At 45.8% G+C, this 22,838-nt stretch carries 14 protein-coding genes; 2 read left to right on the forward strand and 12 right to left on the reverse strand.

Translation table 11 applies throughout. From position 1 onward, the window contains the following. A complete protein-coding gene (locus IM792_RS12120; RefSeq protein ID WP_194102139.1) occupies nt 1-402 on the forward strand; it encodes a DUF1573 domain-containing protein in 402 nt (133 codons plus the stop codon). Between the two features lie 81 nt (nt 403-483). Here IM792_RS12120 and IM792_RS12125 read toward each other — a convergent pair whose 3' ends face one another. The 4 genes from IM792_RS12125 to IM792_RS12140 all read right to left on the reverse strand — a co-directional run bounded on the left by IM792_RS12125 (nt 484) and on the right by IM792_RS12140 (nt 5,387). Next, nucleotides 484-984, reverse strand: coding sequence for a hypothetical protein (locus IM792_RS12125; protein WP_194102140.1), 501 nt, complete (start codon nt 982-984; stop codon nt 484-486). 116 nt (nt 985-1,100) lie between these two features. Next, on the reverse strand, nt 1,101-2,570 hold the full coding sequence (gene guaB, locus IM792_RS12130; RefSeq protein WP_194102141.1) for an IMP dehydrogenase: 1,470 nt from the start codon (nt 2,568-2,570) through the stop codon (nt 1,101-1,103). 176 nt (nt 2,571-2,746) lie between these two features. Beyond that, the gene (locus IM792_RS12135; RefSeq protein ID WP_194102142.1) at nt 2,747-4,027 is read right to left on the reverse strand and encodes a pitrilysin family protein; all 1,281 of its coding nucleotides are present in this window, start codon (nt 4,025-4,027) and stop codon (nt 2,747-2,749) included. 82 nt (nt 4,028-4,109) lie between these two features. Then, nucleotides 4,110-5,387, reverse strand: coding sequence for a pitrilysin family protein (locus IM792_RS12140; protein WP_194102143.1), 1,278 nt, complete (start codon nt 5,385-5,387; stop codon nt 4,110-4,112). 188 nt (nt 5,388-5,575) lie between these two features. Here IM792_RS12140 and IM792_RS12145 point away from each other — a divergent pair, with 188 nt between their 5' ends. Beyond that, nucleotides 5,576-7,951, forward strand: a complete 2,376-nt coding sequence (locus IM792_RS12145) for a mechanosensitive ion channel domain-containing protein (RefSeq protein WP_228085065.1) — start codon at nt 5,576-5,578, stop codon at nt 7,949-7,951. A gap of 3 nt (nt 7,952-7,954) precedes the next feature. Here IM792_RS12145 and IM792_RS12150 read toward each other — a convergent pair whose 3' ends face one another. From IM792_RS12150 to IM792_RS12185, 8 genes are all read right to left on the reverse strand, one after another. Beyond that, nucleotides 7,955-8,974 (reverse strand): substrate-binding domain-containing protein, encoded by a 1,020-nt coding sequence (locus IM792_RS12150; protein WP_194102144.1) that lies wholly within the window; start codon nt 8,972-8,974, stop codon nt 7,955-7,957. Nucleotides 8,975-9,199: 225 nt separating this feature from the next. Then, nucleotides 9,200-11,776 (reverse strand): BamA/TamA family outer membrane protein, encoded by a 2,577-nt coding sequence (locus tag IM792_RS12155; RefSeq protein WP_194102145.1) that lies wholly within the window; start codon nt 11,774-11,776, stop codon nt 9,200-9,202. A gap of 44 nt (nt 11,777-11,820) precedes the next feature. Further along, nucleotides 11,821-14,160 (reverse strand): GAF domain-containing protein, encoded by a 2,340-nt coding sequence (locus IM792_RS12160; RefSeq protein WP_194102146.1) that lies wholly within the window; start codon nt 14,158-14,160, stop codon nt 11,821-11,823. A gap of 14 nt (nt 14,161-14,174) precedes the next feature. Continuing rightward, on the reverse strand, nt 14,175-17,789 hold the full coding sequence (locus IM792_RS12165) for a BamA/TamA family outer membrane protein (RefSeq protein WP_194102147.1): 3,615 nt from the start codon (nt 17,787-17,789) through the stop codon (nt 14,175-14,177). Then, a complete protein-coding gene (locus IM792_RS12170; RefSeq protein WP_194102148.1) occupies nt 17,779-18,393 on the reverse strand; it encodes a phosphatase PAP2 family protein in 615 nt (204 codons plus the stop codon). The genes IM792_RS12165 and IM792_RS12170 overlap by 11 nt, the downstream gene beginning before the upstream one ends. A 39-nt stretch (nt 18,394-18,432) precedes the next feature. Further along, complete coding sequence (locus IM792_RS12175; RefSeq protein ID WP_194102149.1) at nt 18,433-19,317, reverse strand: SdiA-regulated domain-containing protein; 885 nt, start codon at nt 19,315-19,317, stop codon at nt 18,433-18,435. Continuing rightward, nucleotides 19,301-21,349 carry a polyphosphate kinase 1 gene (gene ppk1, locus IM792_RS12180; RefSeq protein ID WP_194102150.1) on the reverse strand — a complete coding sequence of 683 codons (2,049 nt, stop codon included), beginning with the start codon at nt 21,347-21,349 and terminating at the stop codon, nt 19,301-19,303. The genes IM792_RS12175 and ppk1 overlap by 17 nt, the downstream gene beginning before the upstream one ends. Continuing rightward, complete coding sequence (locus IM792_RS12185; protein WP_194102151.1) at nt 21,339-22,553, reverse strand: Pycsar system effector family protein; 1,215 nt, start codon at nt 22,551-22,553, stop codon at nt 21,339-21,341. Before IM792_RS12185 ends, ppk1 begins: the two co-directional genes overlap by 11 nt. Nucleotides 22,554-22,838: the final 285 nt, after the last annotated feature.

The raw sequence follows: 22,838 nt of genomic DNA on the forward strand, positions 1-22,838 counted from the left end.
ATGAAAAAATTATTAATGATATGCGCGGTCGTATTCGGCTTTGCTTTAACAGCTTCGGCGCAAGACAACAAACCAGAATTTAAATTTGTGGAAGAAAAACACGATTTCGGAAAAATTCCGCAAGGCACTCCGGTTTCAACTGTTTTTGTGTTCACCAACACCGGCGATGAACCACTTATTTTGGCTGATGTAAGGCCAACTTGCGGTTGTACCATTGCCGATTTTACCAAAACCCCTGTTAAAAAAGGCGAAAAAGGTAACATCAAAGTAACTTACAATGCTGCCGCGGTATCGCCATTCAGCAAAACCATTGTGGTAACCTCGAACGCTAAAACGCCTCAAAAAAACCTGATTATTGTGGGTGAGGTGGTAGCTAAGGATGCCAAAGCAACAACCAGATAATTTTTACTTTAATTATAAAACACAAAGGCTGATCTTTTCATTAAGATCAGCCTTTGTGTTTTATGGTATAATGGATTTTAATCAGTCAACATCTATACCGACTGAGAACTTGCTTCTTTCAGATAATCTTTCAACCTCCTTTTGTGTTTCCGATTTGCTCTCGTAAGGCTCTTGTTGCTCGGTCATTACTAAAAATGATTCTTTTTCTCTTTCCAACCTCTCCGAAAAATCTATCACCGGGAACCTCAATCGCTCAAAAAAAGAAAAGCTATTTTGCTCCATAAATTCACTTGAAGCAATATGCATCTCCTCTTTTATCTTCAAAATATCAACTTTATCTTCTGAAATATCTTCAATAATACAATGCAGTTTAAGTCGGCGCTCATACTTAATAAACTGATCGCCTGAAGCTCTATCCCAAACCTTGTAAGAAATACCGTGTATTAAAATATAGGTATCCTTTTCCGCACGGCGCCACCAGGATTGTGTATTGTATCTTCGATCCATTTCCTCATGTTTCTCAAAATAGTATGGATCTATCGAAAAAAAAATTACAGCATCCTGCTTGCTCAATATCTTCATAGTTGTTATTTCAAAACAATGTTATTTATAAAGATAGCGTACCAACACCAGTATTTTTAAAAAAAAATGCCTTACCGTATCGGTAAGGCATTTTTTTATGCAGTTAACTCTACCGCTTAGCGGGTATAGTTCGGAGCTTCTTTTGTAATGGTGATATCGTGCGGGTGCGATTCGCGGATGCCTGAAGCCGTTATGCGTACAAACTTGGCTTTTTGCAGGGTTGGTATATCCTTAGCGCCGCAGTAACCCATACTGGCGCGTAAACCGCCTACGTATTGGTAAACTATTTCGGCCAGGGTGCCTTTGTATGGTACACGGCCTACAATGCCTTCAGGTACCAGTTTTTTGATATCATCCTCAACATCCTGAAAATAACGATCTTTTGAGCCTTGCTCCATAGCCTCTATCGAGCCCATACCACGGTATGATTTAAAACGGCGGCCCTCGTATATAATGCTTTCGCCCGGCGACTCCTCAACACCGGCAAACAGCGAACCAGCCATAATAGAGCTTGCACCGGCTGCAATAGCCTTGGCAATATCACCTGTGTGTTTTATACCACCATCGGCAATTACTGGTACGCCTGTACCCTCAAGGGCTTTAGCACACTCGTAAACCGCGTATAATTGAGGTACACCTACACCGGCAATGATACGGGTAGTACATATTGAACCCGGACCAATACCCACCTTAACGGCATCAGCACCTGCATCGGCAAGGGCTTTGGCAGCATCTCCTGTGGCAATGTTACCGGCTATAACCTGCAAGTCAGGGTATTTGGCTTTTACTTCTTTCAGTTTATCAATAACACCTTTTGAGTGACCGTGGGCGGTATCAATAGCGATAACGTCAACACCGGCTTTAACCAGGGCATCAACACGCTCCATAGTATCGGCAGTTACGCCTACCGCGGCGCCTACACGCAGGCGGCCATGCTCATCCTTACAGGCGTTAGGGAAATTCTTAAATTTCTGGATATCCTTAAAGGTGATCAAACCGATCAGTATATTCTGATCATCAACTACAGGCAGTTTTTCAATTTTGTGGTTTTGCAATATCTCCTCGGCCTGTATCAGCGTAGTGCCTTTTGGCGCGGTGATCAGGTTAAGCTTGGTCATTACATCCTCAACCTTTTTGTTGCCGTCTTTCTCAAAACGCAGGTCGCGGTTGGTGATGATGCCCTTAAGCTCGCCATTATCACTCACTACCGGGATACCACCTATCCTGAACTCGCGCATTATCTTAAAGGCATCAGCCAGTAAAGCGTTTACGTTAAGGGTAACCGGGTCCTGTATCATACCACTTTCTGAGCGTTTTACCTTGCGCACTTCATCGGCCTGGCGTTGTATGCTCATGTTTTTGTGGAGCATGCCCAAACCACCTGCCTGCGCAATGGCAATAGCAAGCTGTGCTTCGGTAACGGTATCCATAGCGGCGGAAACCAACGGCACGTTCAGCTTTATTTTTTTAGTAAGATAAGAGGATGTGTCAACTTCGCGCGGTAGTATCTCTGAGTATGCCGGTAATAGCAATACATCATCATACGTTAAACCTTCGGCGACAAATTTTGAGGAGTCTGGCTGCATAGCAAATAATTTTAGGAGTTATTATTTGCCGGGCAAAGGTAAGATTTTATTTTGATTTTCCGAATGGTGGGCAACTAATTCGTACCGGCCAGCCCTAATATTGCTTTGGGGTGATAATGCAAAAGAGGCGGCCTTAATTTGCCGCCTCTTTCTTTATTTCTTTGTTTCCTACCCCATCAATACTTACCCACAATAACCTTATAAAAGTTATCAAAGTTGAGGTATTGGTTAGCCAGTTGTTGCAGCTCGGCAGCGGTAACGGCTTTTACCTTTTGGGTGTATTGCTGGTAATAATCAAGCCCTATGCTTGCGAAATATACATTCTTGAACTTATCGGCATGCGAAAAAACATTTTCCAGACTGCCCAGCAGTGAGCCAAGCATGTAGTTTTTTACCAGTACCAGTTCATCATCGGCTATCAGTTCTGTGCGTAGCAGGTTCAGTTCTTTCTCTATCTCGGCAATGGCGGCCTTGCATACATCGGCCCCAACTTCGGATGCGATGAACCATAACGCGTTATGCTTTAACGAGCTGATACCCGAGCCTATGCCATAGGTATAACCCTTATCCTCGCGGATGTTGGTCATGAGTCTTGAACCAAAATAGCCGCCCAAAACGGTGTTCAAAACCTGTAAGGCCGGAAAATCGGGGTGGGTACGGTTAACGGCCGGTATACCTAAACGTATGGCCGATTGCAGGGCATCCGTTTTCTCTACATAATAAAGATACTCGGTACCACGCACTACTTCTGGTTGAGTAGTGTCGGCCGGTTCGCCGTTGTTCTCCCAGCTTTTGCCGAACAGATCGTTGATCATATCCAGCGCCTGCTGCTCTATTTTACCGGCGATGATGAGCGTACAATTATCCGGGCGGAACATGTGTTTGTAATGCTCCAGCAGATCAGCACGGTCAAGCGCCTGGTAGTGCGTAGCCTCGGCAGCGAAACCGTAAATGGTATCCCCATTCAGGGCCTTGTTGAACACCCGGCGTGCCACCACATCATTTTTTTGCAGACTTACCTGCAATTTTTGCTGTTGGTTGCGCACATAGGTTTCCACCTCCTTTTGCGGGAAGATGGCATTGGTGAGCACTTCCTTAACCATCGGCAAGGTTTCGCTTAAATGCTTGTTAAGGCTAAACAACGTAACCTGCGAATGATCAAACCCATACTCGGCTTGTAAAAACGCGCCGTAAAAATCAACCTTATCGGCAATTTGTGCCGAGGTATAGTTTTGCGTCCCCTCGGTAAGCAGGGCCATTATGGCCTGGTTAAGCAGTGGCTTGGCGGCATCAAAACGCAGATTGCCAAACACCCACTCCATCCGCAGCAGCTCCTGTCCGCCGTTGTTAAAGCAAAACACATTACAGCCGTTAGCCAGCTTAATATGCTGCGGCTCAATTAAACTTATATCATTTATCGCCTTAAATTCAGGCGCTGTTGTTCTATCTATTGTCATTGGTCATTTGTCATTTAGACATTCGTCATTGGGCATTGCAAACTGTTTAACGGCCAACTGCAAACTAACTACTGCACACTGCTTACTGCTCACTGTCAACTGCCAGTTCGTCGCTTAAAACTGATTTCTCGGCCAGGTAAACCAGGGTTGATGAATTATCTCGCCTGAATATGGCATTGGCCTGCTCCCTGATCTGCGCGGTTGTGATCTCCAGGTATTTTTCGGTTTCGTGGTTCAGCATTTCGGCATCGCCTAACAGCTCGAACCAGGCCAGGTTCATGGCCTTTTCAAGCAATGCCATTTCCGAGAATACCATGGTCGATTCAGTTTTGTTCTGCACCTTGGTCAGTTCGTCAGCAGGTATTTCTTCCTCCTTTAATCGTTCCAGCTCCTGCCAAATGGCCGCCTCGGCAGCTTCAATGGTGATGTTTTCCAGCGGCTTGCCCTCAAGCACGAACATGCCTTTATCCAAACTACCGGTTATGTAGGCATGTACCTCGCTAAACAATTGCTTCTCCTTAACCAAACTGCGGTACAACCGCGCCGAATTACCGCGCGATAAGATATCCGACATTAACTCGGCAGCGTGGTAACCCTCATCCAGCCTGCCACACATCTGGAAAGCGATGTAAACATCATTCAAAGGCACCTTGGCGGTAACCGTATCGCGACGTTCCTCGTGCTGTTCGGGTTCAACGGGCAGGTCGCGGTTATATTTTTCACCTGCGGGGATAGGGCCAAACCATTTTTCGGCCAGCTGTTTTACCTGCTCGGTAGTAACATCGCCACCCACTACCATAATGGCATTTTGGGGGTTGTAATGCTTTTTAAAGAATGCCTTAACATCCTCCATCTTAGCATCGGCAATATGGGCTATCTCCTGCCCTATGGTAGCCCAGCGATAAGGGTGCTGCTTATAAACTATTGGGCGCAGCTTTAACCAAACATCGCCATAAGGCTGATTAAGGTAACGCTGCTTAAATTCTTCAATTACCACATTACGCTGCACCTCCAGGCTTTTCTCGCTAAAGGCGAGGCTAAGCATGCGGTCGCTCTCCAGCCAAAAAGCTGTTTCCAGGTTGGCCGATGGCAGGGTGATGTAATAGTTGGTAATATCGTTACTGGTAAATGCATTGTTTTCGCCACCTACGCGCTGCAAGGGTTCATCATAAGCCGGTATGTTTACCGAGCCGCCAAACATCAGGTGCTCAAACAAGTGGGCAAAACCGGTTTGTTCGGGGTTTTCATCGCGCGCGCCCACATCATACAATATATTAACCACCGCCATGGGTGTTGTATTATCTTCGTGAACAATTACCCGCAGGCCATTGCCCAGTGTAAAACGGTTGAATTTAACCATGTATCAATATCTATTTTTCAGAATGTGGTAAAGGTATAATTTTTAGGTATTGAAGCGCAGTTTACTTGTTTTGATTTTGTAAAAAAGCAGCGCATCATTTAACCCTGAATTTAACCATACTTCATATTAAGAAAACCATTACCCCGTAAACAAGTTTTATAAGGCAGGTTATAATTAATACAGCTGCTATGGTTATAAAAACAGGAAAACAAACACGTAACATCACCCTTAACCGGTATTTATATATGCTGATGATAGCGTTATTCGCCGTGCTATCAACCTATAAAAACACCACAGCGCAGGATAAACCCGCCCCGGCAGATACCATCAACACCATACCCGATACCTTACTTTTTAAGATACAGCAGGCGCAGGCGGCCATAACCGACATTAACTCGGCCAATAAAAAGGGGTACCGTATTGATGGTATACGTAACGGACTGCAAGATGTTAAAACCAACCTGTCGCCGGTTAAAACTGAACTTTCTGTTACCAGCAAGGTTATTGATACCAAAAGCCTGTTAAGTTATAACCTGATACTAAAGGATGCGCAATCAAAACTAACCGACTGGCAAACCCGCCTCACCAAGCTTAACGGCGAGCTGCAACAACGCGCCGATAAGGTGGTGGCGCTGAGCAACGATTCGCTGCTTACGGTTGATAATAAGGATACTACACAAAAACGCCTGTACTCCACCCAATTAGCTGATATAAAGCTACGCCTGCAAGGCGCGGGTAAGGTTACCACCGCAGGATTAGATACCGTGAGCCAGTTACTGGCCGATGTATCGGCACTATACCTTACGGTGAATGATATGCAAAGCCTTATCGACGACAAGTTGCAGCAATCGGGACGTAGCGCGCTGGGCAGGGAGGCGCCGTATATATGGTCGGCACCGGCCACGAGTGAGAATAATGATCTGTTCAAACTTATATCGACATCCTTTGAGGGGCAGAACAAAATACTGGGCTATTTCTTTGATTCATCGTGGGATAACAGGGTAATGCTCATATTAGCCGGGCTGGCATTTTACTTCTGGGTATTCCGCAACTTTAAAAAAACCAGGCAACCCGGCTTACGCGAAAAGATAGGTGAGCTTGATTTTAAATACATCAGCCCGTACCCCATATTGGCCACGCTGATCCTGATGCTTAACCTTGCCCCCCTGTTTGAGCCGGACGCGCCATCACTGTATATTGAGCTTACGCAGTTTCTGTCACTCGCGGGCATTACCCTTTTATTTTGGAGGGAACTGCAAGCTAAAGATATGCGTAACTGGATGATTGTAGCAGGGTTATATGTAGCGATGGTGCTCACCACATCCGTAGTGCAGGATGCCGTTTGGATGCGCCTGTTGCTGATGGGGCTTAACGTTTTTGCCATTTACGTTGGCATACATTTTATGCGCAAACTGCGTGAGCAGGGCGTGGCTAAAAAGCTTACCAACCCGGTGTTGTACATCTATATATTTTTGAATGCGCTGGCTGTTATCCTCAACATCTTCGGGCGTATAAGTTTGGCTAAGGTTTACAGCACAACGGCCATTATCGGGCTTACTCAAATTATCGGGCTGGCGGTATTTATACAGATATTGATAGACGCGTTGGAATTGCAGATCAAGGTAAGCGCATGCTCTGATGGTTTGTTCTCGCGCATTAGCGTAACCCGGTCGCGGGCATCATTTAAAAAGGCGCTAACGGTAGTGGCGGTAATATCGTGGTTTTTGGTATTTATGATAAACCTGAGCATTGCCGGTGGCATATACGCCCTTGTTGAGCAATTGCTGATAAAAGAGCGAGCCTTTGGCAGCGTTAAATTCACGCTGGGTAATGTGCTGTTCTTCGGGGTGATAGTTTACATGGCCAATATGCTGCAAAAGCACGTAGCCGTACTGTTTGGCGAGGGTAACACCAGCAATACCATTACCGATAAAATAGAGCATAAGGGCTCCAAACTGGCGCTCATCAGGCTGGTGATTATTTTAATAGGTATGCTGTTAGCCATAACGGCATTAGGTATTCAGGCTGATAAGCTGACCGTGGTTTTGGGTGCCCTGTCCGTTGGTATTGGTTTGGGTATGCAGAATATCGTTAACAACTTTGTATCGGGCATTATCCTCATTTTTGAAAAGCCTTTCCGCATAGGTGATTATATTGAGCTGGCCGATAAAAAAGGCAAAGTGCAGGATATTGGCATCCGATCGAGCAAAATGCTTACACCGCAGGGCAGCGAGGTGATCATCCCTAATGGGGATCTATTATCAGGCCGTTTGGTGAACTGGACTTTGAGTAATGATTACCTGAAAACGGAGATCATATTTAAGGTTGCCATTGATACCGATATTGATGCTATCCGCAAGATAATTGAGGAAGAAGTAAGCCAAACCGGCGATACCGTAAAAAATCTTCCGCCCGAACTGCTTATCAACTCCTTTGGTGCCGATAATATTGAAATTAAGGTACTGGTATGGATAACCAACATATACGCCGAGGCAGGCTTTAAAAGCCGCTTACTGCAACAATTGCTAAGCCGCTTTAAAGCCATCGAGGTAAAAACTATGTAGCCGTTATTTTTTCGTCTTTTGCGATGAGCCGCGCACCACCAGATCGGTATGTAATACTACCGATTGGTTTTTGGTACCCACACCGTTATTGTTCAGCTTATCAAGCAATATGGTGATGATGTGCTCGGCCATATCCTCAACAGGCTGGGCAACGGTGGTAATTTGCGGGCTGTGCAACTCAAAGGCATCCGAATCATCGAACGATATAATGGCAATATCATCAGGAATACGTATACCCAGGTTATGCATAATTTTTATGCCGTAGGTAGCATCGCGGTTGGTACCAAACAATATGGCATCAATACCCTTACGTGATTTTAGGAAAGCCGTAATTGATTCCGTCAGATCCTCCGAAAATGGCAACTCCTTGATGATCTCCTTAAAGTTATGCTCCTTTAAGGCCATTTTATAACCTTTTATACGGTCAACCATCTGGGTTTGATCGTTAGCGAAGGTTATCAACGCTATGTTTTTATATCCCTGCCCTACCAAATACTGGGTAGCATTATACGCGCTGAACTGGTTGTTAACCACCACGTAATCGGTATCAATGGTAGATAAATAACGGTCAAACAATACCACGGGCATTGATTCATTGATCAGCGAGGTTATATCTTCCTCCACCCCCTCGGGCGGGGCAATGATGTAACCATCAACATGCCTGTCGCGAAACATGCTGATCATGTCTTTGGTCTTCTGCGTATCGTTATAGGTACTGCAATAAATTATTTTGTAGCCGTTTTTGTAGGCCTTATCTTCAATTAAACGGGCAATGCTGCCAAAAAACGGGTTTGAAATATCCTCAACTATCAGGCCTATGGTGTTTGATTTACCTGTGCGCAGGCTTTTGGCCAGCGAGTTTGGTTTGTAGCCAACCTCTTTAACATACTTCAGTACCTTTTCAACCATATCGGCACTTATGCGCTTCTCTTTGGCGCGGCCATTAAGTATAAATGATACCGTGGTTTTTGATATATTCAGGTTATTGGCAATATCGACAATAGACAGCCTTTTTTTCGACATTTAATTGGTGTATTAGATCTTCAATAATTAGTTCAAGGTTTACCGGCTGCTATATTGCTGGTGATGGATTAAACCATTTTTTTCAAAAATGCGAATAATCACATCATATCGCGGCCTGCGGTTGTATTCCAAATTTATTGTAAAGTATACATTTAAAGCAAACTTTCATAAATAATTTAAAATGTTTTAGCAGCACAGGTTTAAACCTGTAATATATCATCGCTATTAAAAATGCAACCCTAACGAAATATAGGGAATAGCCCCCTCGCGCGAGAAACCCATCATAGCCTCAATAAGCACCAGCCTTGCAGGTATAACATACAGACCGCCACCATAGCCTAAGTGTATCTTGTTCGAGTTTTCGCCCGGCGACCATACCCTGCCCGCATCCGTAAACCCGATCAACCCCAGCGAACCGGGCAGCAGGTACGAGTTAAAATCAAACAGCTTAACCCGTGTTTCCAGATCGTTATATAGCATGGTTTCGCCGGTAAAGCGATTGGTGTGGAAACCGCGCAAGGTAGCCAGGCCACCCAGTTTTACCTTTTGAAAATACTCGGCATCGCCAAATATGCGGCCGCCACCTGTACGGTTAATGATCACCCATACCGAATCGCGATCAGGATTCACCACAAAGCCAAATTCTGATTGCAGCTGCAAATACTTGTTATGCCCGCCACTCACCCCGGCGTAGCCCGAAAAGGTGGTGTTCCAAAATATGCCTTGTGTGGGTATCAGGGCTTTGTTGCGGGTATCCAGCTGTGCATTGGTTATAAAACCGGCGTAGGCCCTGTCGGCAAATACTTTTTGATCCGGGTTTTGCTCATCATATAAACCCAAAAACTTACGATCATTATTATCGCGCGACGCGGTGTAGTGTTGCCCGGCCACACCAGCGCTAAAGTGCCAGTTGTTAATATTTTGATAGAGCGATACATCACCGGTTATCAAATCGTACCTGTTACGGTAATAGCCTATCTCGCGGCGGCCACGGTTTATAAAAACACTCTCGTTACCCAGGCCAAAGAAGTTGTTCACGTTGTTAGGGCCACGTGCCTTAAGGTTCACCATCAGGTTGGTGTTACCAAACACCTTTATAAAATCGCCGGTATAGGTAAACACGAATGCCTTGCGGGCCAATGAGTACTCTGTTAAAAACTCGTGCCGGTAAGCATAAGGTTCCTTACGAAAGCCGTGTTTCTCGTACGAGAAACCACCGATGAGCGACATACCCTTATCAACCCCATAATTAGCCAACGTTATAATGGCGAACCTATCGTACTTAAAGCTTTGCCTGTCGTAATTATTAACAGCGCTATCGGCAGACAGGCGCAGCTTAGCCTGCGAGCGCGACGGCAGCACATTGTTTTCCTGTTTCAGATCGTACACATAAATGTTGCCCTTGTTATGCAGGCTATCGGCAATGGTTACGGTATCAGTACCTGTACCGGCTACAATACGCAGCTTTATTTTAGATGGATGCGAGCCGGTAATATTGAACCTATCGCTATTATCAAAACCGTACAGGCGCACCTCCATGGTTACATCGGGGTAAAAGGTGCGTTTGTAGGTAGAGTGGTCAACACTGCCATTCTTTTTTATTTTGTTGACGGTAACCCGCAGACTGCCATCGGCGTTGTTGGTTACTGTGAAGCCATCGTGCTTGTCGGTTGCGGGTATCTCAATATATGCTGAGATGAAACGGTAATATTCCAACCCCTGCTCCATCAACTTGTTGCGGCGCGATATAAAGTTGGCCACTATCCTATCGCCCGATATTTTGTAGACCGTATCGGGCATACGTTTTACTGCTGAGATGATCAGTTCATCGGTTAAGGTTTTTTGTACATAGGCTATCTCTTTTTTCCAATCGTCCTCGTCCAGTCGGTTCAAAAAGTACCTGTCAAAGTACCGGGCCTGCACATTCCAGCCGTTAATGTCACGTATATGATCGCCATAACCCTGAAACTTTGACGACAGCCATTGGTGCGATACTATCCACGGAAACAATCCATCGGTATAATAAAAAACCTGGTCGCGGTCGCGGGGTACGGGCTGATAGATATCGCCGTTTTTACCTTTGGTACGTTCCCAGCGCCATTGATCCTCGTGGCGGTCCCAGTCGCCCAGCAGCATATCTAACAGGCGGGCACGCAGCACCAGCTTTTCGTCTACCTTATTGTCGTTATCGTCGCGTATTTTTTGCTGTACCTTATCGGTATTGTATGTTTTATCAGCATCGAGCGGGGCACGTTCTTCCAGCAAGAAGATCTGATTGGCAAAATCCTTACGATAAGTGCCCAGCCCTTCATCATCGGCCACATAAACCACTTCAGGGTTAGCATGGGGTATACCTAAAGCCTGTGCCAGCGGCGGCACAGTGAGCGAACTGAACGGATGCGCCGACGATACCTGATCCTGCAAAATATCCTTGGCTACCGTTTTTTTCAGATTGTCGGGCAGTTTGCGGTCGGGGTATTTTTGCAGGGTACGCAATACCCATTGTTGCCCGGTAGGGTCTTCTAACCTTAACGACCGGGTTTGCATGCCACCGCCCAGCTGCAATATCTTTAAGCCGCCTTTTTCTGTTGATAAATGGATGATACGCAGCTTTACCGGCGCCGCCCATGCAGCACGGTTATGGCTGCCTAAAAAAAAGCGGTGCAGTTTGCTTACCTTATTATATTCGGGCGCTACGGCTATGGTGATGCTATCACCGGTCGGGTTTTGCTGCGCGGATGACAGCTTCGGTATAAAAAACAAAACCGCTATGAATAATAATATGTAGTAAAGTTTATTCATAGCGGTTGATGCATTGTTTTTCTCTAATGCAATTCTAATAATTTTTATTCGATATATTTTACCCCCGCACGTATAGCTTTAAGGCCAGATACCCCTTGCAATTCTTCCAACTCCAACTGCTCAACCTCGCCGGTTAAGTAACCTTGCTCTTGCAGGTATTGTATGTATTCCAGGTACTCATTGGCTTCCTGCTGATTGAAGTACACCAGCGCTACCTTGCCCGGTTGGGTAAGGCGTTCGGTAGTGCCCTTTATCAGCACTTTGTCAATACGTTTTTTAACTACCTCGTAGCGTATGTTATAGGCCCCTTCCACATCAAAACGGCGTTCATCATTCCTGAAACTGATGTTTATAGGATTAGAGTGAATAAATATCATGTGCGTGGTATGCAGCGGCTTCACCATATCCTTCGCCAAACCGGCGGTAAGGCGGGCTATCTCAACCATTGAGCGTATTTGCCACAAGCGCAGGTTTTTAAGATACACATTATTAAAAGGCATCTCCGGCGCTATGGATTGGCCGATATAAATATCGTACTCCACCCCATCCGTACGGAACTTGCTGAAATAGCACGGGTAAGATTTTTGCAGCATGGCCTGCGCTTTTTCCAAATAATGGCTTACCGAGGTATTGATCAGTTGCATGGATGCTTCCAGCTCCCGGCGCTTTTGGTAGGCTATGCCGCTCTCCTCACGTACCGAATTAAAGTACTCGTTAATAATATTTGCCGTAGCCGGATGCCCGGTGCGTATATGCTTCAACAGCGGGTCAACCTCAGTATCCAGAAACGCGCGCAGCATTACCTCATCGTTAGCGTTGGTGTATTCGCTTATGCGTATCTTCCACTCCTGCACGTTATACAGTAGTTTGTCGATCAGACTCATATCAACATGCTCCTTAACTGTTTTAAGTGTATCGCCCAAAACATTAAGCAGCTGCTTTAAATCCTCCTGCAAGGCTACATTACGTTCAATGGTTGAGTTACGTATATCAATAGCGCCAAACAGCGGGTACATATCCTCAAACACTACGGTGTCAATGGTAGGTATACGGTCGCTGGTTTTGAGGCCGCGCAGGTAGGTTAAGGCTACCTCATTAAATTTCCATTGTACGGATGGTTGCAGGGCGGTAAATTTATCCTTCAAAATAACATCAATAGCCGAGTTGAACCTGTCGATACTATACTGAAACAACTGTGCCAGCAACGGTATGGCCCGCTGTAGTTTTGATAGCAGCACTTCGTCAATTATCAATTCCTTTTTGGAGTGCAGCTCCATAGCCCCGGCCAGTTTTTTATTGTAATATATGGGGATGAGGGTATACGCCGTTACCCCTGCTTTTTTAATGATGCGCAGCACCACATTATCTACCGCCTTTTCATCCGTTATTTTGGTGTAGATGATAGGGCGCGGATTTTTGCGGTATTCTTCGACCAGGGCATACAGCACCTCATCGGCAATACCGGCCTCGGCGGCGGCATTTATCAATACGCTGTCCTGGCATTCATCGGTATCAAAAACCAACTTATCATTCAGGGTGAGAAATGGCATAACGCCAAACTCAATATCAGCATTACCGGCCAGTGTTTTAAGCGACTGTATTACCTGCGGATAGGCCTCCCGCTCATCAGTATGCTCAACCAGTATTGAACGCAGGTTATCAATAGCCTTCGTCATAGTGATATCGGTAAGCGTGAGTATGGTAAAGCCCTCCAACTTGAACAGATGCAGGGGCAGCAGTTCAACCAATATCTCCAGCTCCTTACCCTCGTGCATTTGCTCGCCAATGGCTTCAAAATCAAGCGTGGGCAGTTCGCCATCTACATGTATATCAATAAAACTGGTATCGGCATGTATGCTGTAATATTTGCTGATATGCGTTACCGGGTCGGTATAGTTCAGTATCTTTTCATCCTTAAATATGGATGTAAAGTTGTAAAAGCGCTTCAGTATCAGCTGATAGATGAATTGCAGCTGCTTTTTCTGGATATGATCTTCCTCCTCATAGCCCTCAACATGCGCCACGTGCGATTTATTGGTGTAAAAATCAAAGAACGCATCGGTGCTAAAAAATATCTTATCGGGCACGGGGGTGCTCATCGCCCAAAAAAATTCTTTTTCGCTGGCAACAAGCGGGGTAAGTATGGTGTATATCAACACCAGTGTTTCCTGATGCTGATCAATATCGGCCACCCTTATAATATAATCGCTGGCCTCCAGCTCGCTCAGTTTTTCGAGCAGGAATTTATAGAACTGAGCCTTTATAGGATGCTCGGTTTTAAGGCGCTCCTTTAAATGGTTTACCAGTGGTTTAAAGGATAGCCTTGTTTCAACCTGGCAAACTACGCATCGGTCCTGGTTTATTTCAAGTATTTCGGTGTGCATTGTGGTGTGTTTGTTTAATATCTAAATTTCATAGATATGTAGGGGTACCAGCCCTCGTTTGAATGGCCGGCAACCAATTGTACTACTGCCATACGTGCCGGTGCAAAATAAATGCCACCGCCATTGCCTATGTGCCATTTATCGCTTTGTTCGCCTTTTTCCCAAACCCGGCCTACGTCAAAAAATCCGGTTATGCCAAACTGTCCGGGTAATATGTAGCTGGCAAAATCGCCCAGTTTAATACGCAGTTCCAGGTTATTGTAGGCACTGTGCTGGCCCGCGAACCTGTATTGCCTAAAGCCTTGCAGGTTTTGTATGCCGCCCAAAAACAGCGATTGATAGAATGCCGTTTTACCAATGGTAACGCCGCCGCCTATCCTATCGGCAAGCACTATGGAACCACTCGCGTTCAGGCTTTTATAAAAGGCCACTTCGGGCAGTATTTGTATGTACGATTTGGAGTAATTGTTTAACCCTGCATATCCCTCTACTTTTATGTTAACTACGTTGCCCCATGTTGGCAATATCGGGTTGTTACGCTTATCGCTGATAAAGTTGAACACAACGCCCGCGTGTACTTTATCCTTATCAATAGTAGCACTATCGTACGAGCCAATGAGCGAGGCATTGTTGATAAACCTGCCCTCGTTATCATCCCTATCCAAATGATAGTACTGGAACGATGGGCCAATGCTTACCGATGTACCCGGCGAAGTTCGCCAACGCAGTGCCGGATCTATCTCGACCGTATTGTACCTTGTACGATAGTATCGTTTCCAATTACCAACACGGTCAAAATCAGTATTGTTACCTCTGCCAAAAAAGTTGGCCGTATTATCAGGGGCTTGTATTAACGCCTGCAAAGTTATATCGGCTTTTCCAATTGCTTCCATCCACTCGGCATTATATTTAATGCGGAAGGCTTTTGTTGCAAACGCGTGACTGACCATCAGCTGATGCGCATCATTATAAGGTGCCTTGCGGAAACCTTCCTGGTGTATATACTTGAAGCCCAGCCCGAATATTAAACCATCATCGGCATTCAGCGCGCCGGTTGCCAGCGGTATAAAACGGTTATACAACTCTACCGGTACAAAGGCCGTGTTAGCGCTATCGGCACGTAAATGTTTTTTAAAGCGGCTACTATCGCCCTTAAAAGTGATCTTTTTATCGCCCTTGTTATACAGTGGGATGCTTTTGGTGGTATTAGCTATCTCGTAAACCTTATCGCCCTTTTTACCTATAACACGAAGTTTTATGGGCGATGTTTTGTTATCAACCACAACATGGTCATCGCCATCCTCAACATACAGCCTTATCTCCTTGGTAATATCACGACTAAAGGTGTTGCTCATCAGCACATCCTCAGTTTTGCCGCTCTTGCTTATTTTTTTGATGACCACCTTTAACGAGCGAGCCGTATCGCCGGTTATTTCAACCAGTTCGTTTTTATCGGTGGTGCGTATATCCACTATCTTGTTGGCGAATTTGTAGTATTTGGCCATTGCGGCGGGGATGTTATTGCGGCGCTCTTTCAGCTTAGCTAATAATTCATCATGGCGAATGGCGTAAATTTCGGCAGGCAGTTTTTTCAGACCGGCTTCCAGTACCTCATCGCTCTCGGCAGATACAAACTCGGTAGCCATGTTCATCCATTCCTGGTAACTGAAATTGGCCTGCGGATACATATTAAAGAAACGCGATTTAAACAACGACCATTTGGCGCTCGGTATATCACCATCAAAACCCTGTAAGGTAGGCACCACCCAGGGCAGCCCTGCAATACCCGGAAACAAGCCCTCGTTCACATACAAAGCCTGGTCACGGTCGCGCGGAACGGCGGTGTAGATGGTATTGTCGCCCTGCTTTTTCTCGGCCCAGCGCCATTGATCTTCGTGGCGGTCCCAATCGCCAACCAGCAGATCGAGCATGCGGGCACGCACAAATTCGCGGGCATCAAACTTATTATCGTTATCCTTATTTAGCGCCTTAATGGTTTTCAGGGTGTTTTTTGAATCGCCAATGGGTTCGCGCTCCTCCAGCAAGCATACCATGTTGTTGAATATGGCACCATACTTACCCAAATTTTCATCGGGCGACACCACACCGATAATCGGGTTAGCATGTGGCACCTTAGCGGCCTCGGCCATGGGCGGTATCATTAACGCCGAGTACGGATGCTGTGCGCTCATGGCATCGTTCACCCAATCCTTGGCAAAGGTTTCCTGCAACTCGCCGGGCAATACCTTTTCGGGGCTTTTTTCAACGCTGCGCAGCACCCACTCCTTGCCGGTCTTATCAACCAGGCGTAATGATTTTGACTGGTAGCCGCCACCCAACTGCGTAGGCTTTAACCCGCCATGTATTTGCGACAAACGGATAACCGGCAGCTTGGTTGGCTGCGCCCATTCCTTACGGTAATTTTCGCCGAAAAAGAAACGGTGCAAGCTGCCGCCCTTATTATACTCGGGCCTTACGGCAACCGTGGTGCTATCAGTTGTAATGGGTTTGGGTATCGAATCGCGGTAATTTACAGGCACAAAGGGTTGCGTGTAGGTAAAGGCCTGCTTTACCGTGCCCTCATTAAAAATGTAGTAGGTAAATACAATGCTTTTATCCTGCATCATATCGGCGGTAACATAGCCCTGTGTGGCATCAGCAAAAAGGGAGTGCTTGCCTTTTTTAGCGTAGGTACGTTTGGCACCGGCTCCGCTTACTACCTGCACCATTTTTTTATCCTTGATGAATTGCAAACCATGATCGTGCCCTGCCACGTGGATCAGGTCGGGGTAGCCGTTAAACACACCATCAATACCCTGTATCATGTTTTTATACAGCGGATGCCCGGTATCTTCGGGATTGGTAAACAGCGTGCGCAGCAAAGGGTATAACGAGCCGATAACCGGCAGCGGGATATATAAATTCTTTTTAGCAGCAGTTAGCGGGAATATATGATCCTTCAACGAAAAATAGCCGCCATGCGTACCATAGGTTTTAAACGGATGGTGCGATGCCAGCAATATCATTTTACCCCTGTTTTTGGCAAATAACTGCTGCATGCGCGCCAATACTTCCTGGCGGCTGTTGCAATCACATTCGGCATCAGGGTTATCCTTGTTATACTGAAAAAGCCACCACTCGCTATCAAAGGCTATGATGGTTAGGCTATCAGTCAGGTTGATCTCCACCGGGTCGGGGCATCCATCGCGCGGAACAAGCTTGAGCAGGCTATCCTGCTGGGCATCTAAAAAAGCCCATTGTTGCTTTATCTTGGCTAAACCTTGCGGCCCCATCCTGTCCCAGTCGTGGTTGCCGGGCACAAAATACACAGGCACGCCCTTAGCTCTGAATGGCTGGTATTGCGATTGTAGTATTTGCTCCGTTTGCTGTTGCTCGGGGCTACCGGGCAGGCCCATACCGCGGGGATAAATATTATCGCCCAGGTACATCACCATACTTTTGCCGGGTATGGTTTGGGCGGTAGCATGTGCCAGTACCGCGCCTTGCTGGGTATCCATTTCGCCGGCGTCACCAATAAAAATGACCCGGTAACTTACCGGGCCTTTTTGTGCGATGGCGTTATGTATGCTTAATATGAGTATTAATAGTATGGTAAATTTAGTACGCATAGGTTTTTGGTGTGGTGTAGTAGCGTTTAAATAGTTTACGGTTAAGCCAATGGCTTGCATAACCCGCTCCTATCCCTAACGCCGCACCGCCCAATACATCCGAGGGGTAATGTTTACCTAAGTACATACGTGAATACCCTACCGATGCCGCCCACGCGTAGGCAGGTACGGTAACGTACCACTTTTTGTATTGTAATGATAATGTTGTAGCCGTTGCAAACGCCATACTGGTATGGCCCGATGGCATTGACATATCAGTTGTTGCCGATACCGGGTATATCATATCCGGATATTTATCGCCGGGGCGCGTACGGTTAAATGATTTCTTCATCAAATCAGTAACCAGCATATTAGCCCCCAGGCTAATGAACAGATCGAACGAGCTGTGCTTGGCCTTTTCGTCGCCGCTTATTAATCCATAAATAAGCGAACCCGCAGGCACTGCCGCGCTTGCCCAATACACCGAGTTACTGGTATTTATCCAATACTGCGAATTCGGGTTTTGGGGGTTGATCTTGTTCAGCAATTTAGCATCCCATCCCTGGGCGCTAACCGGCTTGCAAAAACATACAATAGCAAAAGTAAACAGTAAAATACATTTCATCACCACGCGCATAGTCTAAATTTACTTTAAATATACAAATTACTTGTTATACAAATACTTAAGTAGTGTACCACTACCTGTTCCACCTTCGTTTGAAATGTATATGTTGCCCTGCCTGTCAAATGCGATGCCTTCAGGCTGTGGGAAAAGTGATCTGGTTAGCGAGTAAACATCCTTTACCTTAAAATCAGCATCAGTAACTACTATCATTTTGTTGATGGATGATAGCACATACCAATCATTAGTTAGCGGATGTTTAGCGATAGCCGAAGGCATAAACTTGGCCTTCTTTTTCTTTTTTCCTCCGGAGATGGCCGCGATCTCCTCGGTTGATATGCTAAACTCACCTGCCTGTTTTACGTTACCACCTGCTAAAAGGTTGAACTTGTAACCCATGGTATGGTTCATTTTTTTGTCAGCTTTGCAGTTTTTGCAGATGATGTAAATGGTGCCTGTTTTTTCATCGCCATACATACCCTCATACTCGCCTTTGGGCAATATATTATTTACGGTTTTTACTGATGTTACCTTGCCCGCCTTTAACTGCGCGAACGGGAAGATAAACAGCACCCCATCGCTCCTTAGCATAATAACCTGCTCGCGGCAAATGGTAATGTCCTCATAATCGCCATGACCGCCAAATTCGGTATAGGCTACATCCTTAGCGCCGGGTTTAAAATGATATACACGGCCGCTTTCATCTTCCTCAGCATATACTACCGATGGATCGCCCTTATAAAAAGTATGACCTGATATTTCAGTAAGGCTGGCCGGCATCACAAATTTTTGTGGTTTAGCCAGATCATATCCCGGCGGATTTTTAGCCGCTTCCTTTTTTTGCATGCACGAAAAGCTGACGAACACCAGCGACAGCACCAATACGAACGCTGCCTGAAACTTAAACTCCTTATATATTTTCTTCATGCTTATTGTTCTTCAAAAATTCATAGATCGCCTGCTGCGATCGTACCGCATCGCCCTGCCTTTCAACCGGGGTATTGCTCATGGCCTCATCAATATAAACCGCCTGTACATTATCCTGCAATTGCAGGTCGATCAGGTGCAATATCTGCGCCTTAATACCGGCATCGTACACCGGAAAACACACCTCAATACGGCGATAAATATTCCGGTTCATCCAATCGGCCGACCCCATGTACACCTGCTTATCACCACCATTTTCAAATATAAACACACGGCCATGCTCCAGGTAGCGGTCAACAATGCGGCGCACTATGATATTGTCGCTCATGCCCGTAACACCAGGCACTATGCAGCATATCCCCCTAACTATAAGCTGTATCTTCACCCCTGCCCTTGAAGCATCATACAGTTTACTAATGAGCACCTTTTCTTCCAGGTTGTTCATTTTCATGGTGATAGATGCAGGCAAGCCTTGCTGCGCGTTGGCTATCTCATTATCTATCAATTCCAAAAAACGCCTTTGCAGGTTAAACTGCGATACCAGCAATTCGCCAAAAGGTATCAGCTCAGGCGATGGTGGTTTTTGCCTTTTAGCCAGGAATAGCAGTAGCAACTCCATTTCGCGGGTTAGCGCCGGGTTGCTCGTCATCAAAATATGGTCGGTATAAAATGATGCCGTGCTCTCGTTAAAATTACCCGTGGCCAATAAGCCTGTGTACTTTATCCTGTCGCCGTCGCGGCGTTTTACCAAGGCTACTTTGGCGTGCACTTTAAGCGCCGTAATGCTGTAAATAATGCGCACACCGGCATCCTTCATTTTACGTGCCCACTTAATGTTGTTGGCCTCATCAAAACGGGCCTTCAACTCAATCATCACCGTTACCTTTTTGCCGCTTTTGGCCGCGCTGATAAGCGCGTTAACAATTTTTGATTCGCGGGCTACACGATACAATGTAATGTATACCTCCTCCACATCGGGATGGGTAGCGGCCTCGTTAAAAAAACGTAATATGCTGTGGTATGATTGATACGGAACGTTCAATAAAACGTCGCGCCCGTCCAGATATTGCAGCAAGGTTGTATCATCCGGTATGTTAGGGTACGCTACCGATGGCCATCGGTTATAGCTCAATGCGGCATTTTTTACCGGGAAGTCGGCAAAATCTTTCAGGTTATGATAACGGCCACCCTCAACACTTACGGCGTTAGCCAAACCAAGCTGTTCGGTAGTTAAATTTAAGCTGTGCATAGGTATACCCGGCTCAAACAAAAAGCGGGTAGCCAAACCCTGATCGCGCTTGTTCAGTTGTTTTTCAACCTGCTCGGCAACATCACTGGTGTATTCATCCTTCAGGTCGAGTTCCGCATCGCGGGTTATTTTAAAGCTGTAGCATCCCTTAACCGTTTTACCCGGAAAAAGCAAATCGAGGTTGAGCCGCATAATATCATCCAGAAAGAACACGGCTGTTTCGCCATTCAACTCCGTAGTATAAAAACGGGGCACCTTGTCCGACGGGATATTCACGATCACCGTTTCGGCCTTATCTCCCCCATCAAGCGTAACCAAAAAGTACAGCTGGTTATTTTGCGGAAAAAAGTTGATATCATTCACCCCCACATACACCGACTGCAAAAAGCCCAGCACATCGCTATAAAAATAAGCGGTAAGCAGGGGCTTGTACTTATCGGGGATCTGCTCGTTATAAAACAGGTGTATGCTGTTCTGCCTTAGCTCAGGTATAATTTGCGACAACAGCGTTTTGCCAAACAGTTGCTGCTGCGCCAATATGGTATCACGGGCTTGTTGCAGATTGGCCGTGTTGGCCTCATCGCCATCGCTGGTTATTTTTTGCAGGGCAGCCAGTACCGGCATGCGTACCCTATAAAACTCATCAAGGTTTGACGAGAATATAGACAGGAACTTGATACGCTCCAGCAGTGGCACCTCTGTTTTCGTAGCCTCGGCCAGTACACGCCCGTTGAACGACAGCCAACTTAGGTCGCGGTCGTTAAATAAATTATCATTTGCCATTAACTACCGACGCGATGATGTAAGCAAAAACCGACACGATCAACCCGAACATGAATATATTGTATGATATACGCAGCAAACGGTACTTTTTGCCCAGCACTACCCCCTGCGAAAAATTATCGCGGATGAGGTTGCCATACAAAAACTCCTTATCCTCCATCAGCTGGAACATACCCGCGCTGTACTCATCTAACGACATACGGTAGAAATTACCGAAGAAAAGCAGGTTAACATCCTTATTCTTCAAATTATCGCGCGTAAAACGGCCATCGGGTATTGACGGACGGGTAGCCAAAATGGAGAATGTAATAGTTAATAAACTTACCGAGATCAGCATAACGGTTGGTATCAGCCACGTACTATCCTGATCCAGCTTGCGCAGCACCAAACTGATTATGGCCGACAGGATAATTGAGTTCACCGTGATCATGATATGCGCCTTGTTATCGGCCATATCGCTCAGCCGCTGGTGGTTGGTTGAGCTGATACGAAACATGGTTTCAATGCCCCGCTCCGGGCGATCTTTCTTCTTTTTCTCCGGCTCGTCATCGTCTTTGGCAACTTCGGTTTGCTTATCAAAAACTACCACATCCTGTTGTTTGGTATCGCTTTTAGTTTGCTTCTCCTTCAGGTCGGCAAGGTTTTTAGCTTTTTGTTCATCCAGCAACAGGCGGCAATAATCAGTAAAATAATGATGCCCCTCCATCAGTTCGATGGTTTTTTTGCGCCAGTCGGCCTTGCTGATATCCTTTTTACAGAACAGCAGCATTTCCTCACGTAACTGCCGGCTTGTTTTACGCTGATCGGCCGTACCCAAGTGAAACAGATCAGCATCGCACATGATCTCCTCCAGCAAGTTTTTAGGATTTTGAGGCATTTTAGTAGCCATTATAACACCCTGTATTTTGGCGATCACCGCAGCATCTACACCTTTGTGCTTCAGGTAGTCGGCGGCTACTTGCGCACTGCTTTCTTCATGTTTTGAGGCATCTACCATGTACCCCATATCATGAAACCAGGCGCCTGCTATCACTATAAAATAGTCTTCATCACTTAGCTGGTAATGGTTGGCTATCTGCATGGCCGCGGCCACCACATTTTTAGTATGATTTAAGTTATGATATACCAGATCGGGATTGTTATGCGCATGAAAATATTTTATTACATGCTCCTTTACCTCATCCAGCAGTTGTTTGTAGTTCATGTTTTGGTCAATAATGATATAAATATCGCTTATTAGCACTTACCAGCAAAATAAGGACGGCGTATTAACGCTTATAAAGGTATTTTATTCTATGCGATTTCCTAAATTCTCCCCGAGGGGGAAGGACTTTGCTTTTATATCTTTTTAAATTTTTTGTCATTCCGAACGAGGTACGAGGAGAAATCTATCGCTGGGCTAATGAACGCGTACAGATTTCTCCGTCGTCGAAATGACAAAAATTGTTAAAGTAATATGAAGTCCTCCCCCCTCGGGGAGGATTTAGGA

The organism is Mucilaginibacter sp. JRF (genome assembly GCF_015223065.1).
Taxonomy (GTDB): Bacteria; Bacteroidota; Bacteroidia; order Sphingobacteriales; family Sphingobacteriaceae; genus Mucilaginibacter.

What these genes read in the sequence shown, in the direction of transcription:
- IM792_RS12140 (WP_194102143.1), bottom strand. Translation starts at nt 5,387, where the DNA reads ATGGTTAAATTCAACCGTTTTACACTGGGCAATGGCCTGCGGGTAATT.
- IM792_RS12145 (WP_228085065.1), top strand. Translation starts at nt 5,576, where the DNA reads ATGGTTATAAAAACAGGAAAACAAACACGTAACATCACCCTTAACCGG.
- IM792_RS12175 (WP_194102149.1), bottom strand. Translation starts at nt 19,317, where the DNA reads ATGAAGAAAATATATAAGGAGTTTAAGTTTCAGGCAGCGTTCGTATTG.
- IM792_RS12155 (WP_194102145.1), bottom strand. Translation starts at nt 11,776, where the DNA reads ATGAATAAACTTTACTACATATTATTATTCATAGCGGTTTTGTTTTTT.
- IM792_RS12150 (WP_194102144.1), bottom strand. Translation starts at nt 8,974, where the DNA reads ATGTCGAAAAAAAGGCTGTCTATTGTCGATATTGCCAATAACCTGAAT.
- guaB (WP_194102141.1), bottom strand. Translation starts at nt 2,570, where the DNA reads ATGCAGCCAGACTCCTCAAAATTTGTCGCCGAAGGTTTAACGTATGAT.
- IM792_RS12170 (WP_194102148.1), bottom strand. Translation starts at nt 18,393, where the DNA reads ATGAAATGTATTTTACTGTTTACTTTTGCTATTGTATGTTTTTGCAAG.
- IM792_RS12165 (WP_194102147.1), bottom strand. Translation starts at nt 17,789, where the DNA reads ATGCGTACTAAATTTACCATACTATTAATACTCATATTAAGCATACAT.
- ppk1 (WP_194102150.1), bottom strand. Translation starts at nt 21,349, where the DNA reads ATGGCAAATGATAATTTATTTAACGACCGCGACCTAAGTTGGCTGTCG.
- IM792_RS12125 (WP_194102140.1), bottom strand. Translation starts at nt 984, where the DNA reads ATGAAGATATTGAGCAAGCAGGATGCTGTAATTTTTTTTTCGATAGAT.
- IM792_RS12135 (WP_194102142.1), bottom strand. Translation starts at nt 4,027, where the DNA reads ATGACAATAGATAGAACAACAGCGCCTGAATTTAAGGCGATAAATGAT.
- IM792_RS12185 (WP_194102151.1), bottom strand. Translation starts at nt 22,553, where the DNA reads ATGAACTACAAACAACTGCTGGATGAGGTAAAGGAGCATGTAATAAAA.
- IM792_RS12160 (WP_194102146.1), bottom strand. Translation starts at nt 14,160, where the DNA reads ATGCACACCGAAATACTTGAAATAAACCAGGACCGATGCGTAGTTTGC.
- IM792_RS12120 (WP_194102139.1), top strand. Translation starts at nt 1, where the DNA reads ATGAAAAAATTATTAATGATATGCGCGGTCGTATTCGGCTTTGCTTTA.